The sequence below is a fragment of the Kitasatospora sp. NPDC036934 genome (genome assembly GCF_055608425.1).
The window spans coordinates 1-16,286 of record NZ_JBVJQR010000035.1; the positions used below are offsets into that span (position 1 = coordinate 1).

The following is a 16,286-nucleotide window of genomic DNA, read 5'->3' on the forward strand; positions in this document are numbered from 1 at the left end:
CTGTTGAGTTCTCAAGGAACGGACGCTTCCTTCGGACCGCCTTCCAGCGGGCCCTCCGGGCGCTTCGTTCTTTCGTGTTTCCAGCTTATCAGATGCTTTCCGCTCCGTTTTCGGGGCTTCGTTCATCCAACTCGCCGGTGTCTTCCGGGGCTTGACGCCCCGTCCGACGTTTCAAACTCTAGCCGATCCCTGCTCCGAAAAGCGAATCCAGCCGCAATCCGATAAAACGAGCACACCGAATAAGCACCAGGCCGAGTCGCGCAAAGCGAAACGACCGGCACGAGCCGGAAGTGGTGTTTCAAGGGATTGGCTGCCCCGGGACCGTCCGCGCTGATGCGTGTCCGGTGCTCCCTGCCAGGCAACTCGAAGAACTCTAGACCTCTGGAGTGGCCGAGTCAAGCACGGCAAGCGAATTCTCGGTGCCCTCGTCCGCGGGTAGCTGGAAGGCCAGCACAGCCACGTCGTCGTCGTGCTCCGAGGTGACGCCCATCGCCCGGAGCAGCCGGGCGCAGATCACCTCGGGGGCGCCGATCGCGCCGGTGAGGGTGCGGGCCAGGAGGTCGAGGCCCTGGTCGATGTCCTCGTCACGGCGTTCGACCAGGCCGTCCGTATAGAGGACGCCGGTCGTACCGGGGAGCAGGCGCAGGGTGTGGGACACGTGCAGGCCGCCGCCGGTGCCGAGCGGGGGGCCGTTCTGTTCCTCGCTGCGCAGGATGGTTCCGTCGGGGCAGCGCAGCAGCATCGGGAGGTGGCCGGCCGAGGCGTAGGTGAGGGTGCGGTGCTGCGGGTCCCAGACGGCGTAGGTGCAGGTGGCGATCTGGTTGGCGTCGATCTCCATGGCAAGGCCGTCGAGCAGGCACATCACCTCGTGCGGGGGCAGGTCGAGCCGGGCATAGGCCCGGACGGCGGTGCGCAGCTGGCCCATCACGGCGGCGGCGCGCAGGCCCCGGCCCATGACGTCGCCGATGACGAGTGCCGTGCGTCCGCCGTCGATGGCGATGACGTCGTACCAGTCGCCGCCGACCGCGGCCTCGGCGCCGCCCGGCTGGTAGGTGGCGGCGACCCGGAGGTCGGCGGGCTGGTCGAGCTTCTGCGGGAGCAGGCTGCGCTGGAGGGTGACGGCGGCCTCGCGCTGGCGGCGTTCGGCTTCGCGCAGGCGGGCGGCGGCGAGGACCTGGTCGGTGACCTCGGCGGCGAAGATCAGTACTCCGGCGGGCGGGCCCTCTGCGGGAGTGTCGCCGGTGTCGCCGGGGCCGAGCGGGACGCAGGAGACGTTGTAGTAGCGGTTGCCGGTGAGGCCGAGGATGCAGCGGGCCTTGACGCTGCGGGGTCGGCCGCCGCGGATGACCTGGTCCATCAGGGGCAGGACGCCCATGGTGCCGAGCTCGGGGAGCGCCTCGCCCGCCGGCAGGCCGGTGGGGCGCTCGCCGAAGAGTTCGCGGTAGGCGCGGTTGGCGTAGCCGAGCTGGTGCAGCGGGCCGTAGGTGACGGCGACCGGGGCGGGGATGCGGTTGAGGACCTCGCGCAGGTTCTGGGGTTTGTGCGGGTCGAGGAGCTCGGCGGTGTGGGCGGGGCCGGTGGGGTCCCGGGGGCTGGGCACGACGACGCCGTCGGTGGAGGGCGTGCCCTCGTCGGGGCCGGCCCCGCTGGACGGGGCGGCACGCCAAGGGACTCCGGTGAGCCGGGCGCTCCAGCGCATGAGGTTCAAACGACGGCCGCTTCCTCGTTTTCCAGGCATATCATCACTTTTTGTGTACGCAGCAGCACACGGGGTAATGACCAGTTCGGGCTGATCCTGTCAGGCGGAGGCCCAGTTCCGGAAGTCGCCCGCCCGGCGTGGCCGTCGGATCGGCGTTCCGTCCGCCGTTCCGATCGGCCCTCGGAACGGCCACCCGGCCGGCCCCCGGCCCCTAACCGGGCCGGCCGGGCCCGGAGTCGAAACCGCCCTCGAAGACCGAGCGCGGGTGCTCCATCGCCCCCAACGAGACCACCTCGCGGGAGAACACCCCGCCCAGCACCCAGTCCACCAGCACCCGCACCCGGCGCTCCGTGCTCGGCAGCCGCCGTAGGTGCCGGGCCCGGTGCAGCCACCACGCCCGCCGCCCGGTGAGTCGGCCGCCGCCCCGGGTGTGGGCGACGGCCCGGTGCAGGCCGAGCGAGGTCGAGCAGGCGGCCGGGCCGGGCCGGTACTCGACCAGCCCCGGTGCGTGCGGCCCGCCGGCCAGGGCCAGCGCGATGTTGCGGGCGAGCAGTTCGGCCTGGGCGAAGGCGTGCTGGGCGTTGGGCGCGCAGGGAGCGCCGTCCGCGTTCGGATCGGGTACGGCGGCGCAGTCCCCGGCCGCCCACACCCCGGGCAGGGCGCGGCCGTCCGGGCCGACGGCCTGGAGGGTGGCCAGACAGCGGACCCGGCCGGCGGTGTCCAGCGGCAGGTCGGTGTCGCGCAGCATCGGTGCGGGCCGGACGCCTGCCGTCCAGACCAGGGTGCGGGCGCCGAAGCGGCTGCCGTCGGAGAGCGCGGCGACCCCGCCGGCGGCGGACGCCAGGGTGGTGCGCAGCCTGATGTCGACGCCGCGCTCGCGCAGTTGGCCGAGGGTGTGCTCGGCGAGCTCGGGCGACTCCTCGGCCAGGATCCGGTCCGTCGCCTCGACCAGCACCCAGCGCAGGTCCTCGGCGCGGACGTTGTGGTAACTCCGTACGGCGGTCCGGACCATGTCCTCCAGCTCGGCGAGCGCCCCGACGCCCGCGTAGCCGGCGCCGACGAAGACGAAGGTGAGCGCGGACTGCCGCAGGGCCGGGTCGCGGGTGGCGGAGGCGAGGTCGAGCTGTTCCAGCACGTGGTTGCGCAGGTGCACCGCCTCGGCGACGGTGGAGAAGCCGTGCCCGTGCTCGGCCAGCCCGGGCACCGACGCGGTGCGGGAGACCGAGCCGGGGGCCACCACCAGGACGTCGTAAGGGAGTTCGAGCGGTGCCGGGGTCTCGCCGGGGCCCGCGGCGTCGGCCAGGGCGCGGCGGGCGGAGTGCTCGATCCGGGTGACCCGGGCGGTGAGTACCCGGCAGTGCGGCAGGGCCCGGCGCAGCGGGACGACCACGTGCCGCGGGTCGATCGAGCCGGCCGCGACCTCGGCCAGCAGCGGGTGGTAGGTGGAGTACGACTGGGGTTCGACGACGGTGATCTCCACTTCACCGCGTCGCAGCTGCTCCCGCAGGCCACGCTGGAGGTGGAGCGCGGTGGCCATCCCGGCGCAGCCGCCGCCGGCGATCAGGATCCTGATGGTGCACCTCCTGCCGATGTGACGTTTCGTCCCGGCCTCACGGCCGGGGGTGTCCCCCCATCACGCCCCCCTATGAAGGACCGGCGGAGGTGGTCTTGTCCACAGTCCGTACGGGGCTGGTTGGGACGGAAGTGGCAGCCGTGACCAGTTGTGCTTGCTGGGCGACTTTCTGACGCACTTTCGGCCGCGAAGAGCCGTGAACTATGGTCGGATTGTGTGCCGGAGCGGCCACCGCCATGACAACCGGCGGCGACGCACCGTGGAGCGGCCACTACGGCCAGTTCCAGCGTTGGCTCGACAACCCGACTGGGGGAGAGTCATCCGGGGAAGGGTAGTTCCCGGATGAGGCCCCGGGCGGTGCCGACGCGCCGAGCCGGACGCCAAGGCGGCCCGGCGGCACGACCGTGGTCACCTGAACGGGACGGGCGGCACAGAGCGATGGGTCATCTGGTCATTTCTGCCGGGCCGAGCTGCACCGGGGGGTGCAGGGGCGGGCGACGACAGGGTCCGGTTTCGGACGCCTGCGGGGGAGAGTTGGGATGATGGAGCAGAAGCAGGCATTGGGACGGGCGGGCACACCGCACGCCGGACAGGGCATGGTGCCGGAGCAGCGCGGCCCGCTGGACCTGCCCCAGGGCGGGATGGCGTACGCGGCCGTCCCGTACCGGGCGGATCCTTCTCAGGCGGCGGCGCCGGTCCCCGGGGCCCGGCTGCGGGTCGACGCCCGGCGGAACCTGGAGAGCGTGCTGCGCGCGGCCCGGGAGGTGTTCGGCGAGTTCGGCTACGGCGCTCCGATGGAGGAGGTCGCACGCCGGGCCGGGGTCGGCGTCGGCACCGTCTACCGGCGGTTCCCGAGCAAGGAGGTGCTGGTCCAGCGGATCGCCGCCGAGGAGGTGGCCTGGCTGACCGCGCAGGCACGGGAGTCGCTGTACGGCGGCGACGGCGCCTGGGACGCCCTGGCCGGGTACCTGGCCCGGGCGGTCGGCACCGGGGCCGGGCGGCTGCTGCCGCCGGAGGCGTTCCAGTACGCGGAGGAGCTGGGCCGGGTGCCCGAACAGCGGGCGGCGGAGGTGCCGGCGGCCGTGCGCTTCGACCTGCGGGGCGAGGAGGCGCGCGCCGGGGCGGCGGCCGAACCGTCGTCGGCGGACGCCGATCCGCGGCTGCTGCTGCAGCTGTTGGCCGCCCTGGTGGCGCGGGCCGGTGCTGCGGGCGAGCTGCGGCCGGGGGTCACGGTTTCGGACGTGGTGCTGGTACTGACCGCGTCGGTGCCGGTGCACGCGGCGCGGCCCTCGGTCACGGCGCCGACGGCGGCCGGTTTCACGGCGGTTGGTCCGCAGCCGGACTGTCAACCGGCCGCCGGGCCGTCGGACCGGCTGCTGCAGATACTGCTGGACGGTCTGCGGTCACGCTGACCGCTCGGCTCGGCCCGCCGCCGGGACATCCTGGTGGAGGGGGCAGCGACGGACGCGTCGGACCAGGCACGGGCGACGCGCCCGACGGACACAGGGAGTTGGGCGGGACACCGGCGCGCGATCAGGGTACGCGCGCCGGGTGCGGACGTCGTGCGACCTCGCGCCACACGCTGGGCGAACACATCCGCGACGGCACCTCGGAAGAGTGGGTACCGGCCGGTCCGGCTACCGCGGGTCCCTGCGCTATGCCATCCTTTGCCCGTGGTTGGAGCCAATGTCCCGATGCGCGCCCTTCGCGCGCCGTCGGCGCCGCACCTCGGGGAACCGTGCGCCTACGCACTCCCGCGCGCCCTGCCACACTACGGGGGCTGTCGTGGAGTCTGGGGTCCGTTGTGAGCGCCGAGGAACAGAACGACTACGGGTACGGCCTCGACTTCGGGGGCCTCTCCGGTAGTACGGCCGGAGGGTCCGCCGCGGGCCCCGGCGGTGCCGGCTCCGCCCAAGTACCGGGCGCCGCAGGCGGTTCGGGTTCCGCCGCCGGTTCGGGCGGCACCGGTTCGGGCGGCACCGGTTCGGGCGGCACCGGTTCGGGCGGCACCGGCGGTCCCGGTGCCGGACACGTCCCCGACCAGGCCGGGATGCCCAGTCGCGAGTCGCTCTCCGCCTCCGCCGCCGCCCTGCCGTCCGGCCGGGTGCCCGGCCAGGCCCCCGTCGGCCGCGGCGGGGTCGCCCCCGAGGCGTTCGTCGGCGACCGCCGGTCCGCCCGGCCCACCGTGCCAGCCCCCGCCGACCCGGTGGACGGCGAGCGGCCGCCCTCCGACGCCGAGTTGACCGCCCGAGTCCGGGCCGGCGACGACACCGCGTACGAGGAGATCTACCTCCGGCACGTCGACTCCGTCCGCCGCTACGCGCGCACCTGCTGCCGAGACAGCTTCACCGCCGAGGACCTCGCCGGCGAGGTCTTCGCCCGCACCCTGCAGGCCCTCAAGGCGGGCAAGGGGCCGGAGTTCGCCGTCCGCGCCTACCTGCTGACCGCCGTGCGCAACGTCGCCGCCGCCTGGACCCGCAGCGAACGGCGCGAACAACTCGTCGACGACTTCGGGGTGTTCGCCCAGAGCTCGGCCGCCGTGGTCGACTTCGACCTCGGCGACCCCGGCGCCGACGCCTGGGCGATGGCGATGGCCGACCAGCGCATGGTCATGCAGGCCTACGCCGAACTGCCCGAGGACGACCGGGTCGTGCTCTGGCACACCGAGGTCGAGCAGGAATCGCCCAAGACCGTCGCCGTGATGCTCGGCAAGACCGCCAACGCCACCGCCGTCCAGGCCCACCGGGCCCGCGACCGGCTGGCCGCCGGCTTCCTCCAGGCCCACGTCTCCGGCAGCCAGGACAGCACCTGCGAGTCCTACGCCAACCGGCTCGGGGCGTACGCGCGCGGCTCGCTGCGCAAGCGGGCCTCGGCCGAGGTCGGACGGCACCTCAAGGAGTGCGACCGCTGCACGGCGGCCTGCCTGGAACTCACCGAGATCAACACCGGTCTGCGCGCGCTGCTGCCCGGCGGCGTACTGGTCTGGATCGGGGTCGGCGGGTTCAGCGCCGCCGCGGCCGCCGTGGGCGGGGTCGCCGCGGTCGGCGGTGCGGCCGCGGCGGGGACGGCAGCCGCGGCCGGGTCCTCCGGCGCTTCCGGTGCGGCCGGGGTTTCCGGTGCGGCCGGTGCGGCCGGTGCCGCCGGGGCTTCCGGGGCTTCCGGGGCTTCCGGGGCTTCCGGGGCTTCCGGCGGGAGTACGGCCGCTGCCGCGGCCGGCGAGGGGCTGGGCACCGCCGCCAAGGCCGGGATCGCCGCCGCCGTCGCGGTGGCCGCCGCCGCCGTGGCCGCGTACGCCCTCACCGGCTCGCCCGAACCCAAGCCGCCCGCCGCCGCTCCCCCGGCCACCACCGCTCCGGTCACGCCCGCCCCGGTGGCCCCCGTGCCCGCAGCCCCCACAGCCGCCCCCGCACCCGCGCCCAGCAGCGCCGCCCCGGAGCCGCCCGCGCCCAGCCCGAGCAGCAGCCCCAGCCCGAGCCCGAAGCCCAGTGCGAAGCCGAGCCCACCCCCGGCGGCCACCCGGGCCCCGCGGAGCGAACCGCCCGCCCCACCCGTCGAACCCACCCCCGAGCTGCCCGCCGTCCCGGCCCCGACCCTGCCGCCGGTGCCGACCCCGGACGTGCCCGACGTCCCGACGCCCACCCTGCCGCCGGTGCCGACGCCCATCGTCACGCCCACCCCGCCCGCGCCCAGCGACTTCTGGGGCGACTCGCTGCCCGTGGTCAAGCCCGGCAACAACCGGGTGCCGCCCGAGGGTCCGAGCATCCGGCAGAAGGGCAGCGACCGGTTCTGGCAGCGCGACGGGGGCTGGATCGGCGGCGACTACCACCCCCACGCCATCACCGTGCACGCCCCGGCGACCACGCTGATCGACCTCAACCGCAGCTGCACCTCCTTCGACGCCGTCGCCGGGGTCGACGACGCCACCCTGGGCCCCGGCGGGGTGGTCTTCACTGTCCAGGGCGGCGACGGCAGCACCCTGTGGCGCTCCCGGACCCTCGCCGCAGGCGACGACGCGGTGCCGGTGCACGTACCGCTCGCCGGGCAGAAGTCCATCCGGCTGGTGGTCACACCCGCGCACGGGATCTGGTCGGCGCTGAACGTCGCGGACTGGGCGCAGGCCCGGTTCAGGTGCACCTGACCGTCCGGACACGGCTCGGGGCCCGTCCCGGGGGGCTGGTGACAGATCCCCCGGGACGGGCCCCTTCGTCCTTCGACGTCAGGCCGTCCGGTGTCAGATCGTCCGACGCCAGGTCGTCCGGTGTCAGATCGCGCAGGATCCGTCCGCGCAGGCCTCCCCGGCCGGGGCGACCGGTACCGGCGCCGGGCGGTGCTCACCGATCTCGGCGGCGACCTGCTCCAGCACCTTGCGGAAGGTCTCGGTGTCCTGCCCGCCCTGGACTGCCCACTTGCCCTCGAACACGAAGGTCGGGACGGCGCTGATGCCCAGCTCACGGGCCTCCGCCAGCTGGGCCCGGACCTCGGCGGTGCCCTCGTCGCCCGCCAGGTAGGCCGTCACCCGCTCGCGGTCCAGGCCCGCCGCCACGGCGACGTCCGCCAGCGCGGCGCGGTCGCCGACGTCCACGCCGTCGGTGAAGTGCGCCTTCAGCAGCGCCTCCTTCAGCCGGCCCTGCGCCTCCGCGCCGTACTCGGCCTCGGCGAGGTGCAGCAGGCGGTGGCCCAGGAAGGTGTTGGCGTGCAGGGCCGCGTCGAAGTCGTACGTGATGCCCTCGGCCAGGCCCAGCTCGGCCACCCGCGCGTCCATCGCGACCGACTGCGGGCCGTAGCGCTCGGCCAGCCAGGCCCGGTGCGGGCTGGCGGTCGCCGGTGCGTCCGGGACCAGCTGGTACGGGCGGTAGACGACCTCGACACCCTCCTTGCCGGGGAAGTCCGCCAGGGCCTGCTCGAAACGGCGCTTGCCGATGTAGCACCAGGGGCAGGCGATGTCGGACCAGATCTCGACCTTCATGTTCGGGGGCTCCAGGGGCGTGTCGGGGGTGGGGTACGAGATAGGTGAACGATGAACCATCTCGGTGCATTCCCGACACTTACGCCGGACCGGGACCGGCCGGGACCGGGACCGGGACCGGCGGAGACCAGGGCCGGCCGGGACCGGGACCGGCCCACCGGGAGCGGTCCCGTCGGCTCAGGCTTCGGCGGGCGCCGGGACCACCAGGACCGGGCAGGCCGCGTGGTGCACCGCCGCCGAACTCACCGAGCCCAGCAGGAGTCGGGAGAAACCCCCGTTGCCCCGGGTGCCGACCACCAGCGTGTGCTGCCGGGTCGACGTAGCCAGCAGCACTTCGATCACATTGCCCAGCACCACGTGCAGCGACATCTCCCCCGCGTACGGCCGCACCCGCTGCCGCAGCACCGTCGCCACCGCCCGGCGCAGCCCGTCCGCCGTGCTCTCGACCAGCGTCTCCACGCTCTCCTGCACCAGTTCCGCCATCCCCGGCGGGTACCCGGCCGGCGCCGGGTTCACCACGGCCAGCACGTACAGCGGCAGCCCGAACAGCTCCGCCTCCGTCATCGCCCGGTCCAGCGCCCACAGCGAGCCGTCCGACCCGTCACACGCCGCCAGCACCCCCGGTGGCCGCCCCGTCGGCGGCCGCCCCAGCACCGACAGCACCACGGGAACCTCCCGCCCCGGGCTCACACCGGCCACCGCACACTCTCCTCACCGCGGACCCACAGCCGCGTAATCATCGCCCGGCTGGTGGAGGGGCCGGCTGGAGCCGCGCCGGGGTGGGGGTGGGGGTTTCTGTTTGTGGGGGTGGGCTTTCGGGAGGGTGGGTGACGCCGGGGGCGGTTCCGGGGGTGGGCGCTCCGGGGGCTGGATGATTTTCGGACCGCCGACCCTGTGGGCAGTTGGCCGGGCGCCGTTGGCGGTCTGAAAATCACCCGTCACGCCCCTCTCCGCACCCACCCCCTCCACCGCCCCCTCCCGCAGCGCGTCCCTCTCGCCTGGTCGGGTGAGGGGGAGGTGGGGGAGGGGGAGGGGGAGGGGGAGGGGGAGGGGGGCGTGGGTGGGCGGGTGCGGGCGGGTGGGGGCGTGGGTGGGCGGGTGCGGGCGGGTGGGGGTGTTCGGGGTGGGTTGGGGGTGGGTTGGGGGTGGTGGAGGGGGTGTTGCGGGCGCGCGGGCTTTGCCCTGCGCGCCCGGTGGGTGAGCGGGTGGGGGTGGGGAGGCGGTGTGGCTGGTGATCAGGAGGTGAGGGCCGGGGGGTGGGGGTGGGGGAGGCCGGTCCAGCAGGCGCCGTGGCGGCGGGCGCGGAGGCGGCGGAGCCAGAGTTCGGTGGAGACCAGGTCGGCGAGGCCGGCGAGGGCGGTCGGGGAGAGCGGGGCGGTGAGGCCGGCGCGGACGGCGGGGAGGTCGATGAGGCCGGCTTCGGCGAGGAGCGGGGCGTCGAAGAGTTCGGCGAGGCCGTCGGCGGCTAGGCGCAGGCCGGCTCGGGTGGGGGCGGTGCGGTCGGGGCGGGGGCCGCGGCCCCAGTCGGGGGGCAGGTCGGTGCGGCCGGCGCCGGTGAGGACGGCGTGCAGGAGGGCGTGCCGGGCGCCGGGTTGGAGGCGGACGTCGTCGGGGAGCAGTCGGGCGGCGCGGACCACCTGGTTGTCGAGGAAGGGCGCGTGCAGCCGTTGGCCGGGCCGTTCGGCGGCGTGCAGGAGCGTGCGGTAGGAGCGTGCCTGGCGGTAGAGGGCGTGGCGGGCACGGTGCGCGCCAGGGTGTTCCTCGGGCGCCGGTCTGCGCGCCGCCAGCCGCAGCCGGAGGGCGACCGAGGAGAGCGCCTCGTCGGAGAGCCAGCGGGCGGCCGGGCCGGGGACGCACCAGGCGAGGTCGACGGCCGAGCGGTCGCCCGCGGTGCCGACGCCGTCCGGGACGTGCCGGGCGGTGAGCTTGGCGGCCGCCTCGTCCAGCGCCTCGGCGTACCGGACCCGGGAGAGCCGGTGGGCGGCCCGGACCACGGTGAGCGGGGTGCGCAGCGCGCCGGCCAGCACGCCCACGGCGGCCCGGTCGGCGCCGGCCAGGGCGGCGACCGGGGGCAGGAGTTCGCGCGGCCGGCCGGCCCGGATGAGGTCGGCGAGCCGCGCCGGGTGGCCGTCCAGGACCTGGCGGGCGCCGTAGCCGGTGAGGTGGTCGGTGCCGCCGGCGTCGAAGCGGGCCGCGGCGCGGGCGGCGGCGACGAGTTCGGGGCCGGGCTCGTCGGTGAGCGGGCCGGACTGCGGGTCGGTGCGCAGGACCGCGTACGGGAGGGTGTCGGGGCCGGGGTCGAGCACGGTGTGCCGCAGCCGGGGGGTGTCGGGGGCGAGCGCGAGGGTGGTGGGCGGTTCGGTCTCGCCGAGCGTGACGGCGGCCAACTGCTCGGGGGCGGACGGCTCCTGGGCGGTGACCCGGACCCAGGAACCCTTCACCGCGCCGCGCCTGACGCCGCCGCTACCGGCCGCACCGGCGTCTCCGGCTCGGGGCGCGGGCAGCCCGGCCGCGGGGACCGGCGGCAGCGGTACGGCCGCGGCGAGCAGGGCGACGGTGGCGGAGGCCGTCCCGTACGAGAGGTCGACGCCGAGCCGGGCGCGTCCGGCGGGGTCGGTGGCCGGCGCGGGGGTGCGGACCCGGGAGCGGACGGATTCCAGCAGCGCGCGGGTGAGTTCACGCACGGCTGGGGCCTCGTCGCGCGGCTGTTCGGCGCCGGGCGGTTCGTCGTAGGGGTCGAGGTACGGGCGGCCGCCGCGGATGGCGAGCACATGGCCGGGCGGCACCCGCTGGACGCCCAGGTACGGAGTGCCGGTGCCGAGTGCCTCCGGGGATTCGGGGCAGGCGAGCCGAGCGGCGAGGTGGCCGGTGTCCAAGGCGGCGCCGACCAGGTCGGCGAGCGGGAGGGCGGCGGTGGCGTACGCGGTGCCGCCGGCCCAGGGGGTGTGGAAGACGGGCTGGGCGCCGGCCAGGTCGGTGAGCAGCAGGGTGGAGCGGGTACCGGTGCGGAGCACGACGGTGTAGCTGCCGGGCCAGGCGGTGAGGTGGCGGACGGCGCCGCCGCGGGCGGCGGCGAGGCCGGCGGCGAGTTCGGGGTCGGTGGCCCCGCAGTGGCCGAGGACGGCGAGCCGGGTGGTGGCGGGGGTGTCGGCGACCGGGTCGGGGGTGGTCGGGCCTGTGCTGACGGCCGGGGCGGCGCCGGGGCGGAGGGTGACCAGGCGGATCTCCTCGGGGCGCCAGTCGCCCACCGCCCAGAGCGGGTTGGGGCCGGTCCAGAGCGGGCGGGCGGCGATGGGTGCGACCGTGGCGAGGGCCTCCTGGGCGGGCGCTCCCGCCCCGGGCGCGCCCGTGCTCCAGCCCGTCAGCCACCGCATCGCGCCTCCACCGGACGAGGACCTGCACTCGCGCGGCGCGTCCGGCGCCGGGCGGGCGGCCGGGTGGGGTGCCGGGGCGGCCCCGGTTCCGGGCGGCCCGCACGCGCGTCCGGGCGTGCCCGCGTTCCGGCGCGCCGTCAGGAGACATCGTGCCACCACCGGCCGCCGTCGGGGCCGGTGTTGTCGGTTCCGCTTCCGTTTCGGCGGGCCCGGGGCACGAGTCGGGGCGGGAGTCGGGCGCGGGGTGGGCTCGGGCGGGCCGGGCCTCCCCCTCCCTGGCCCGGACCGCCCGGGCGGCGCCCTTGACATGGGCATCGCGAGATGGCCGAAAGGCGTCGCCCCGCCCGGGAGGGCATCCGCATGCCCTCCCGGACTCAACCGCCGCCCGCGGGGATTGAGGCGGCGGCGTCCCCCGGCCCGCCGGGTCCTCGACGGCGGGCCGACCCACGACCACCAGCGAATCGCCGCACGGCCGGTCGGGCCAGGGAGCACGGCCGGGCGCACGTGAACACGGGACCGGAGCACGGCGCTCCGGCGCGCGGCGCGGCCCACCCGCTCCGGGTGGTCCGGACCAACTCCCGCGGCGGCCCGGCACGGCGGCGCCGGGTGCGCGATCCCGCCATCCGGAATGCGGCCTCTTAACCGTCGGAACGCGTCCGACTACTCTAGGTACAGCAGCTACGGCCCGGTGCCGCCCGGGCCCCGCGCACAAGGCCGCAGGAGGTGCCGCCGCCACCATGACCGTCAGCCCACGAGGACCGAACGAACGGCTCGGCACGCTCCTGACCCTCGCCCAGATCAGCAACGCGGGACTGGCCCGACGGGTCAACGACCTGGGCGCCCAGCGCGGTTTGACGCTGCGCTACGACAAGACCTCGGTGGCCCGCTGGGTGAGCAAGGGCATGGTCCCCCAGGGGCCCGTCCCGCACCTGATCGCCACCGCGATCGGCGGCAAGCTCGGCCGGCCCGTCCCGCTGGAGGAGATCGGCCTGGGCGACACCGACCCGGCGCCCGAACTCGGCCTGGCCTTCCCGCGCGAAGTCTCCGACGCGGTGCGCTCGGCCACCGACCTGTTCCGGGTCGACCTCGACCTGCGGCGCGGGCCCGGCGGCGGCCGCTGGAGCGACAGCCTGGCCGGCACCTTCTCGGTGGCCGCCTACGCGACGCCCGTCTCCCGCTGGCTGATCAACCCGGCGGACGGCTCGGTGGCCCGCGAGGTGCCGCGCTCCCCGAGCGAGAACTCCTCGTACCGGGTCGGCCACTCGGACGCCGTCAAGCTCCGCGAGGCCGCCCAGGAGGCCCGCCGCTGGGACTCCAAGTACGGCGGCGGGGACTGGCGTTCGTCGATGGTGCCGGAGTGCCTGCGGGTGGAGGCGGCGCCGCTGCTGCTGGCCTCGTACAGCGACGCGGTCGGCCGGGCGCTGTTCGGCGCGACGGCCGAACTGACCAGGCTGGCCGGCTGGATGGCCTTCGACACCGGGCAGCACGAGGCGGCCCAGCGGTACTACATCCAGGCCCTGCGGCTCGCCCGGGCCGCCGCCGACGTGCCGCTCGGCGGGTACGTACTGGCCTCGATGAGCCTGCAGGCCGGCTACCGGGGCTTCGCCGAGGAGGCCGTCGACCTCGCCCAGGCCGCGCTGGAGCGCAACCGGAGCCTGGCCACCGCCCGGACCATGAGCTTCTTCCACCTGGTGGAGGCGCGGGCTCAGGCCAAGGCCCGCAACGCGGCAGCGTGCGCGACGGCGCTCGGCGCGGCGGAGAGCGCACTCGAACGGGCACGCGCCGGGGATCCCGATCCGGCGTGGATCGACTTCTACGCCTACGACCGGCTCGCCGCCGACGCCGCCGAGTGCTTCCGGGACCTCGGAGTGCCCTCCAAGGTCCGCCAGTTCACCCGCGAGGCGCTGGCCAAGCCCACCGAGGGCTACGTCCGCTCACACGGCCTGCGGCTGGTGGTCTCGGCGATGGCCGAGGCCGAGGCGGGCAACCTGGACGCCGCGGTCGCCGCCGGCGAACGCGCCGTCGAGGTGGCCGGCCGGATCTCCTCGCAGCGCAGCCGGGAGTACGTGGTGGAGATGCTGCGGCGGCTGGAGCCCTTCCAGGGGGAACGCCGGGTACGGGAGTTGACCGAGCGGGCGCGGGCGGTGATCGTCGCTCCGGCGTGAGCCGCCGGAGCCGACGGAATGCCCGGCGATAAATGGGATGCACCTGCGGGAGGGGCCTGGATAAGGTCTCTCTCGTCCAGGTGCGCAGGCAGAGGTTACTTCCACTCCTAATGGGCGGGTCGCGGGTTCGAGTCCCGCCACCGGTACTTTTCGTGCCGGTGTAGCTCAGTTGGCAGAGCAGCTTCGTCACCTCAGCCGACCTCGAACTCTGGACACCCATACGTGAATAGAATTCCGCACCTCCCGGTGCGACGGCAGCGGTTACTTCTGGTAGACGCCGGTATTCCGGCGTAGCGGTTCGAGCCCGCTGAACACCGCCGCCGACCTGATCTCGGGAGGCAGCTGCGCTTCGGAGTGCCCGGTGCGCAGGCGGGGGTTACTTCGGATCTTGCGGTTCCGGGTTCAAATCCCGGGCGTGCCGTGCGCGAGTGCGGCCGCTAGCTCAATCCGGCAGAGCACAAGGCATATACCTCCGCCGATGTCGGCCGTTCGACGGCCGGCACGATCTCGGGCACCCCCAGCCGCAGCATGCCTCCCTCCCGTACACACGACCAAGCACGCCGAGGGGGGCTGCAGCATGTCCAGGTTCAACATCCGCAAGGCCAAGGCGACTCCGACGTCACCGGTGACCACGACCGGCAAGCGCACGGCCAACCACAACGGCGGCGTGGGGTTCGTCCGGGACGCCAAGTCCGAGCTGTTCCTGCTGGCCGTCGCCAATCTGGTCGGCCAGGACACCTTCTACGAGCGCGGCGGCGCCCGCGACGACCGCTACACCGCGCTGGTGCGCGAACTCGCCGTCAGCGACCCGGAGTGGACCCTCGGGCTGCTGCGCTGGCTGCGGTACGGTGCGCAGCTGCGCACCGCCGCGCTGGTCGGCGCCGCCGAGTTCACCCGGGCCCGGCTGGACGCCGGTGCCCACGGGTACTCCCGGCAGGCGGTCGACGCCGTGCTGCGGCGCGCCGACGAGCCCGGCGAGCTGCTCGCCTACTGGACCTCGCGCTACGGCCGGGCGCTGCCCAAGCCGCTCAAGCGCGGTGTCGCGGACGCGGTGCGGCGGCTGTACGACGCCCGTGCGCTGCTCAAGTACGACACCGCGAGCAAGGGCTACCGCTTCGGTGACGTGCTGGAGCTGACCCACCCGTCGCCGGACCCGGCGAAGCCCTGGCAGGGCGCGCTGTTCGGCTACGCGCTGGACCGCCGACACCGGCCGGAGGAGGCCGTCCCGCCGGCCGTCGACCGGATGCTGACCGCCAACCGCGAGCTGCTGGCACTGCCGGTCGAGCAGCGCCGGGCCGCCGTGACGGCGAAGGACGGCGCGGAGCGGCTGGCCGCCGCCGGGCTGACCTGGGAGGCGCTGGCGGGCTGGTTGCAGGGCCCGTTGGACGCGCCGGTCTGGGAGGCGGTCATCCCCTCCATGGGCCCGATGGCGCTGGTGCGGAACCTGCGCAACTTCGACCGGGCCGGGGTGTCGGACGCGGTCGCGACCGAGGTGGCCCGGCGGATCTCCGACCAGGGCGAGGTACGGCGCTCGCGCCAGTTCCCGTTCCGCTACCTGGCGGCGTACCGGCACGCGCCCTCGCTGCGGTGGGGGCACGCGCTGGAGACGGCGCTCGGCCACTCGCTCGCCAACGTGCCCGAGCTGCCCGGCCGGACGCTGATCCTGGTGGACCGCTCCGGCTCGATGTTCGACCGGCCCAGCGCGCAGACCCAGCTCAACCGGGCGGACTCGGCGGCGATCTTCGGCACCGCGCTGAAGGTGCGGGCGGCCCGGGCGGACCTGGTCGAGTTCGGCTCCAGCAGCCGGGTGATCGAGGTCCGCCGCGGGGAGGCGGTGCTGCGGGTGCTGGAACGGTTCTCCGACCTCGGCGGCACCAACACCGCCCAGGCCGTCCGCACCCACTACCGGGGCCACGACCGGGTGGTGATCGTCACCGACGAGCAGCCCGGCTTCGGTTACCGGGGCAGCGACCCGCTCGACGCGATCCCGGCGCACGTGCCCGTCTACACCTGGAACCTGGCCGGTTACGCCACCGGTCACGGCCCGAGCGGTGTCGCCAACCGGCACACCTTCGGCGGCCTCAGCGACGCGGCCTTCCGGCTGATCCCCCTCCTGGAGGCGGGGGCCGACGCCGGCTGGCCCTGGGAGGTCCAGGGCCGTTGACCACGATGGTGCGTGCCGGGCCGGGGGGCCTGGCCGCACCACCACGCGGCCGGACGGGGGGAACGGCGGTGGACGCGCGGGGCCGGGGGGCCTTGCGCGCGACCGCACCGGCCGCACGGGGGGGGTGGAGCCACTGGGGAGCGGCTCCGCACGGCGAGGTGGGCGGCAGAACACTGCCGCCCACCTCGGCATGCCGGTGGCAGCACGACGGACCCCGTACCACTCACCACGGACCACGACCACGCACCACGCACCCGAGCGGCGGAGCCTTGACGGGCCGACCGACGCGCGGGGAGACGCATGGGCGACGTCGCCCGGAGGCCACCGGTGCAACCTGCGCGAAAC

General features: G+C 75.3%; 8 protein-coding genes, 1 tRNA gene and 1 pseudogene. 5 read left to right on the plus strand and 5 right to left on the minus strand.

Annotated features, from left to right (window positions below; translation table 11 throughout):
- Nucleotides 1-406: 406 nt before the first annotated feature.
- Together ACZ7BZ_RS33735 and ACZ7BZ_RS33740 are read right to left on the minus strand one after the other, a co-directional pair.
- Nucleotides 407-1,708: pseudogene (locus ACZ7BZ_RS33735) on the minus strand (SpoIIE family protein phosphatase); the annotation flags it as partial.
- Between the two features lie 202 nt (nt 1,709-1,910).
- On the minus strand, nt 1,911-3,236 hold the full coding sequence (locus ACZ7BZ_RS33740; protein ID WP_470361680.1) for an NAD(P)/FAD-dependent oxidoreductase: 1,326 nt from the start codon (nt 3,234-3,236) through the stop codon (nt 1,911-1,913).
- 575 nt (nt 3,237-3,811) lie between these two features.
- On the opposite strand from ACZ7BZ_RS33740, the gene ACZ7BZ_RS33745 reads away from it, so the two are divergent.
- Nucleotides 3,812-4,684, plus strand: coding sequence for a TetR/AcrR family transcriptional regulator (locus ACZ7BZ_RS33745; RefSeq protein ID WP_470361681.1), 873 nt, complete (start codon nt 3,812-3,814; stop codon nt 4,682-4,684).
- Between the two features lie 392 nt (nt 4,685-5,076).
- Nucleotides 5,077-7,410 (plus strand): sigma-70 family RNA polymerase sigma factor, encoded by a 2,334-nt coding sequence (locus tag ACZ7BZ_RS33750; protein WP_470361682.1) that lies wholly within the window; start codon nt 5,077-5,079, stop codon nt 7,408-7,410.
- Between the two features lie 123 nt (nt 7,411-7,533).
- Here ACZ7BZ_RS33750 and ACZ7BZ_RS33755 read toward each other — a convergent pair whose 3' ends face one another.
- The 3 genes from ACZ7BZ_RS33755 to ACZ7BZ_RS33765 all read right to left on the minus strand — a co-directional run bounded on the left by ACZ7BZ_RS33755 (nt 7,534) and on the right by ACZ7BZ_RS33765 (nt 11,612).
- Nucleotides 7,534-8,238 carry a DsbA family oxidoreductase gene (locus tag ACZ7BZ_RS33755; protein ID WP_470361683.1) on the minus strand — a complete coding sequence of 235 codons (705 nt, stop codon included), beginning with the start codon at nt 8,236-8,238 and terminating at the stop codon, nt 7,534-7,536.
- 177 nt (nt 8,239-8,415) lie between these two features.
- Nucleotides 8,416-8,937 (minus strand): universal stress protein, encoded by a 522-nt coding sequence (locus tag ACZ7BZ_RS33760; RefSeq protein WP_470361684.1) that lies wholly within the window; start codon nt 8,935-8,937, stop codon nt 8,416-8,418.
- Nucleotides 8,938-9,473: 536 nt separating this feature from the next.
- Nucleotides 9,474-11,612, minus strand: coding sequence for an asparagine synthase-related protein (locus ACZ7BZ_RS33765; RefSeq protein WP_470361685.1), 2,139 nt, complete (start codon nt 11,610-11,612; stop codon nt 9,474-9,476).
- Nucleotides 11,613-12,349: 737 nt separating this feature from the next.
- On the opposite strand from ACZ7BZ_RS33765, the gene ACZ7BZ_RS33770 reads away from it, so the two are divergent.
- The 3 genes from ACZ7BZ_RS33770 to ACZ7BZ_RS33780 all read left to right on the plus strand — a co-directional run bounded on the left by ACZ7BZ_RS33770 (nt 12,350) and on the right by ACZ7BZ_RS33780 (nt 15,941).
- Nucleotides 12,350-13,777 carry an MFS transporter gene (locus tag ACZ7BZ_RS33770; RefSeq protein ID WP_380463857.1) on the plus strand — a complete coding sequence of 476 codons (1,428 nt, stop codon included), beginning with the start codon at nt 12,350-12,352 and terminating at the stop codon, nt 13,775-13,777.
- Between the two features lie 76 nt (nt 13,778-13,853).
- Nucleotides 13,854-13,923 (plus strand) — tRNA-Ser (locus ACZ7BZ_RS33775).
- A gap of 431 nt (nt 13,924-14,354) precedes the next feature.
- A complete protein-coding gene (locus ACZ7BZ_RS33780; protein WP_470361686.1) occupies nt 14,355-15,941 on the plus strand; it encodes a TROVE domain-containing protein in 1,587 nt (528 codons plus the stop codon).
- The last annotated feature ends 345 nt before the right edge of the window (nt 15,942-16,286 follow it).

Bases quoted from the DNA above. Each gene is read 5' to 3' on its own strand.
- ACZ7BZ_RS33740 (WP_470361680.1), bottom strand. From the start codon at position 3,236: ATGGCCACCGCGCTCCACCTCCAGCGTGGCCTGCGGGAGCAGCTGCGA.
- ACZ7BZ_RS33765 (WP_470361685.1), bottom strand. From the start codon at position 11,612: ATGCGGTGGCTGACGGGCTGGAGCACGGGCGCGCCCGGGGCGGGAGCG.
- ACZ7BZ_RS33755 (WP_470361683.1), bottom strand. From the start codon at position 8,238: ATGAAGGTCGAGATCTGGTCCGACATCGCCTGCCCCTGGTGCTACATC.
- ACZ7BZ_RS33745 (WP_470361681.1), top strand. From the start codon at position 3,812: ATGATGGAGCAGAAGCAGGCATTGGGACGGGCGGGCACACCGCACGCC.
- ACZ7BZ_RS33770 (WP_380463857.1), top strand. From the start codon at position 12,350: ATGACCGTCAGCCCACGAGGACCGAACGAACGGCTCGGCACGCTCCTG.
- ACZ7BZ_RS33780 (WP_470361686.1), top strand. From the start codon at position 14,355: ATGTCCAGGTTCAACATCCGCAAGGCCAAGGCGACTCCGACGTCACCG.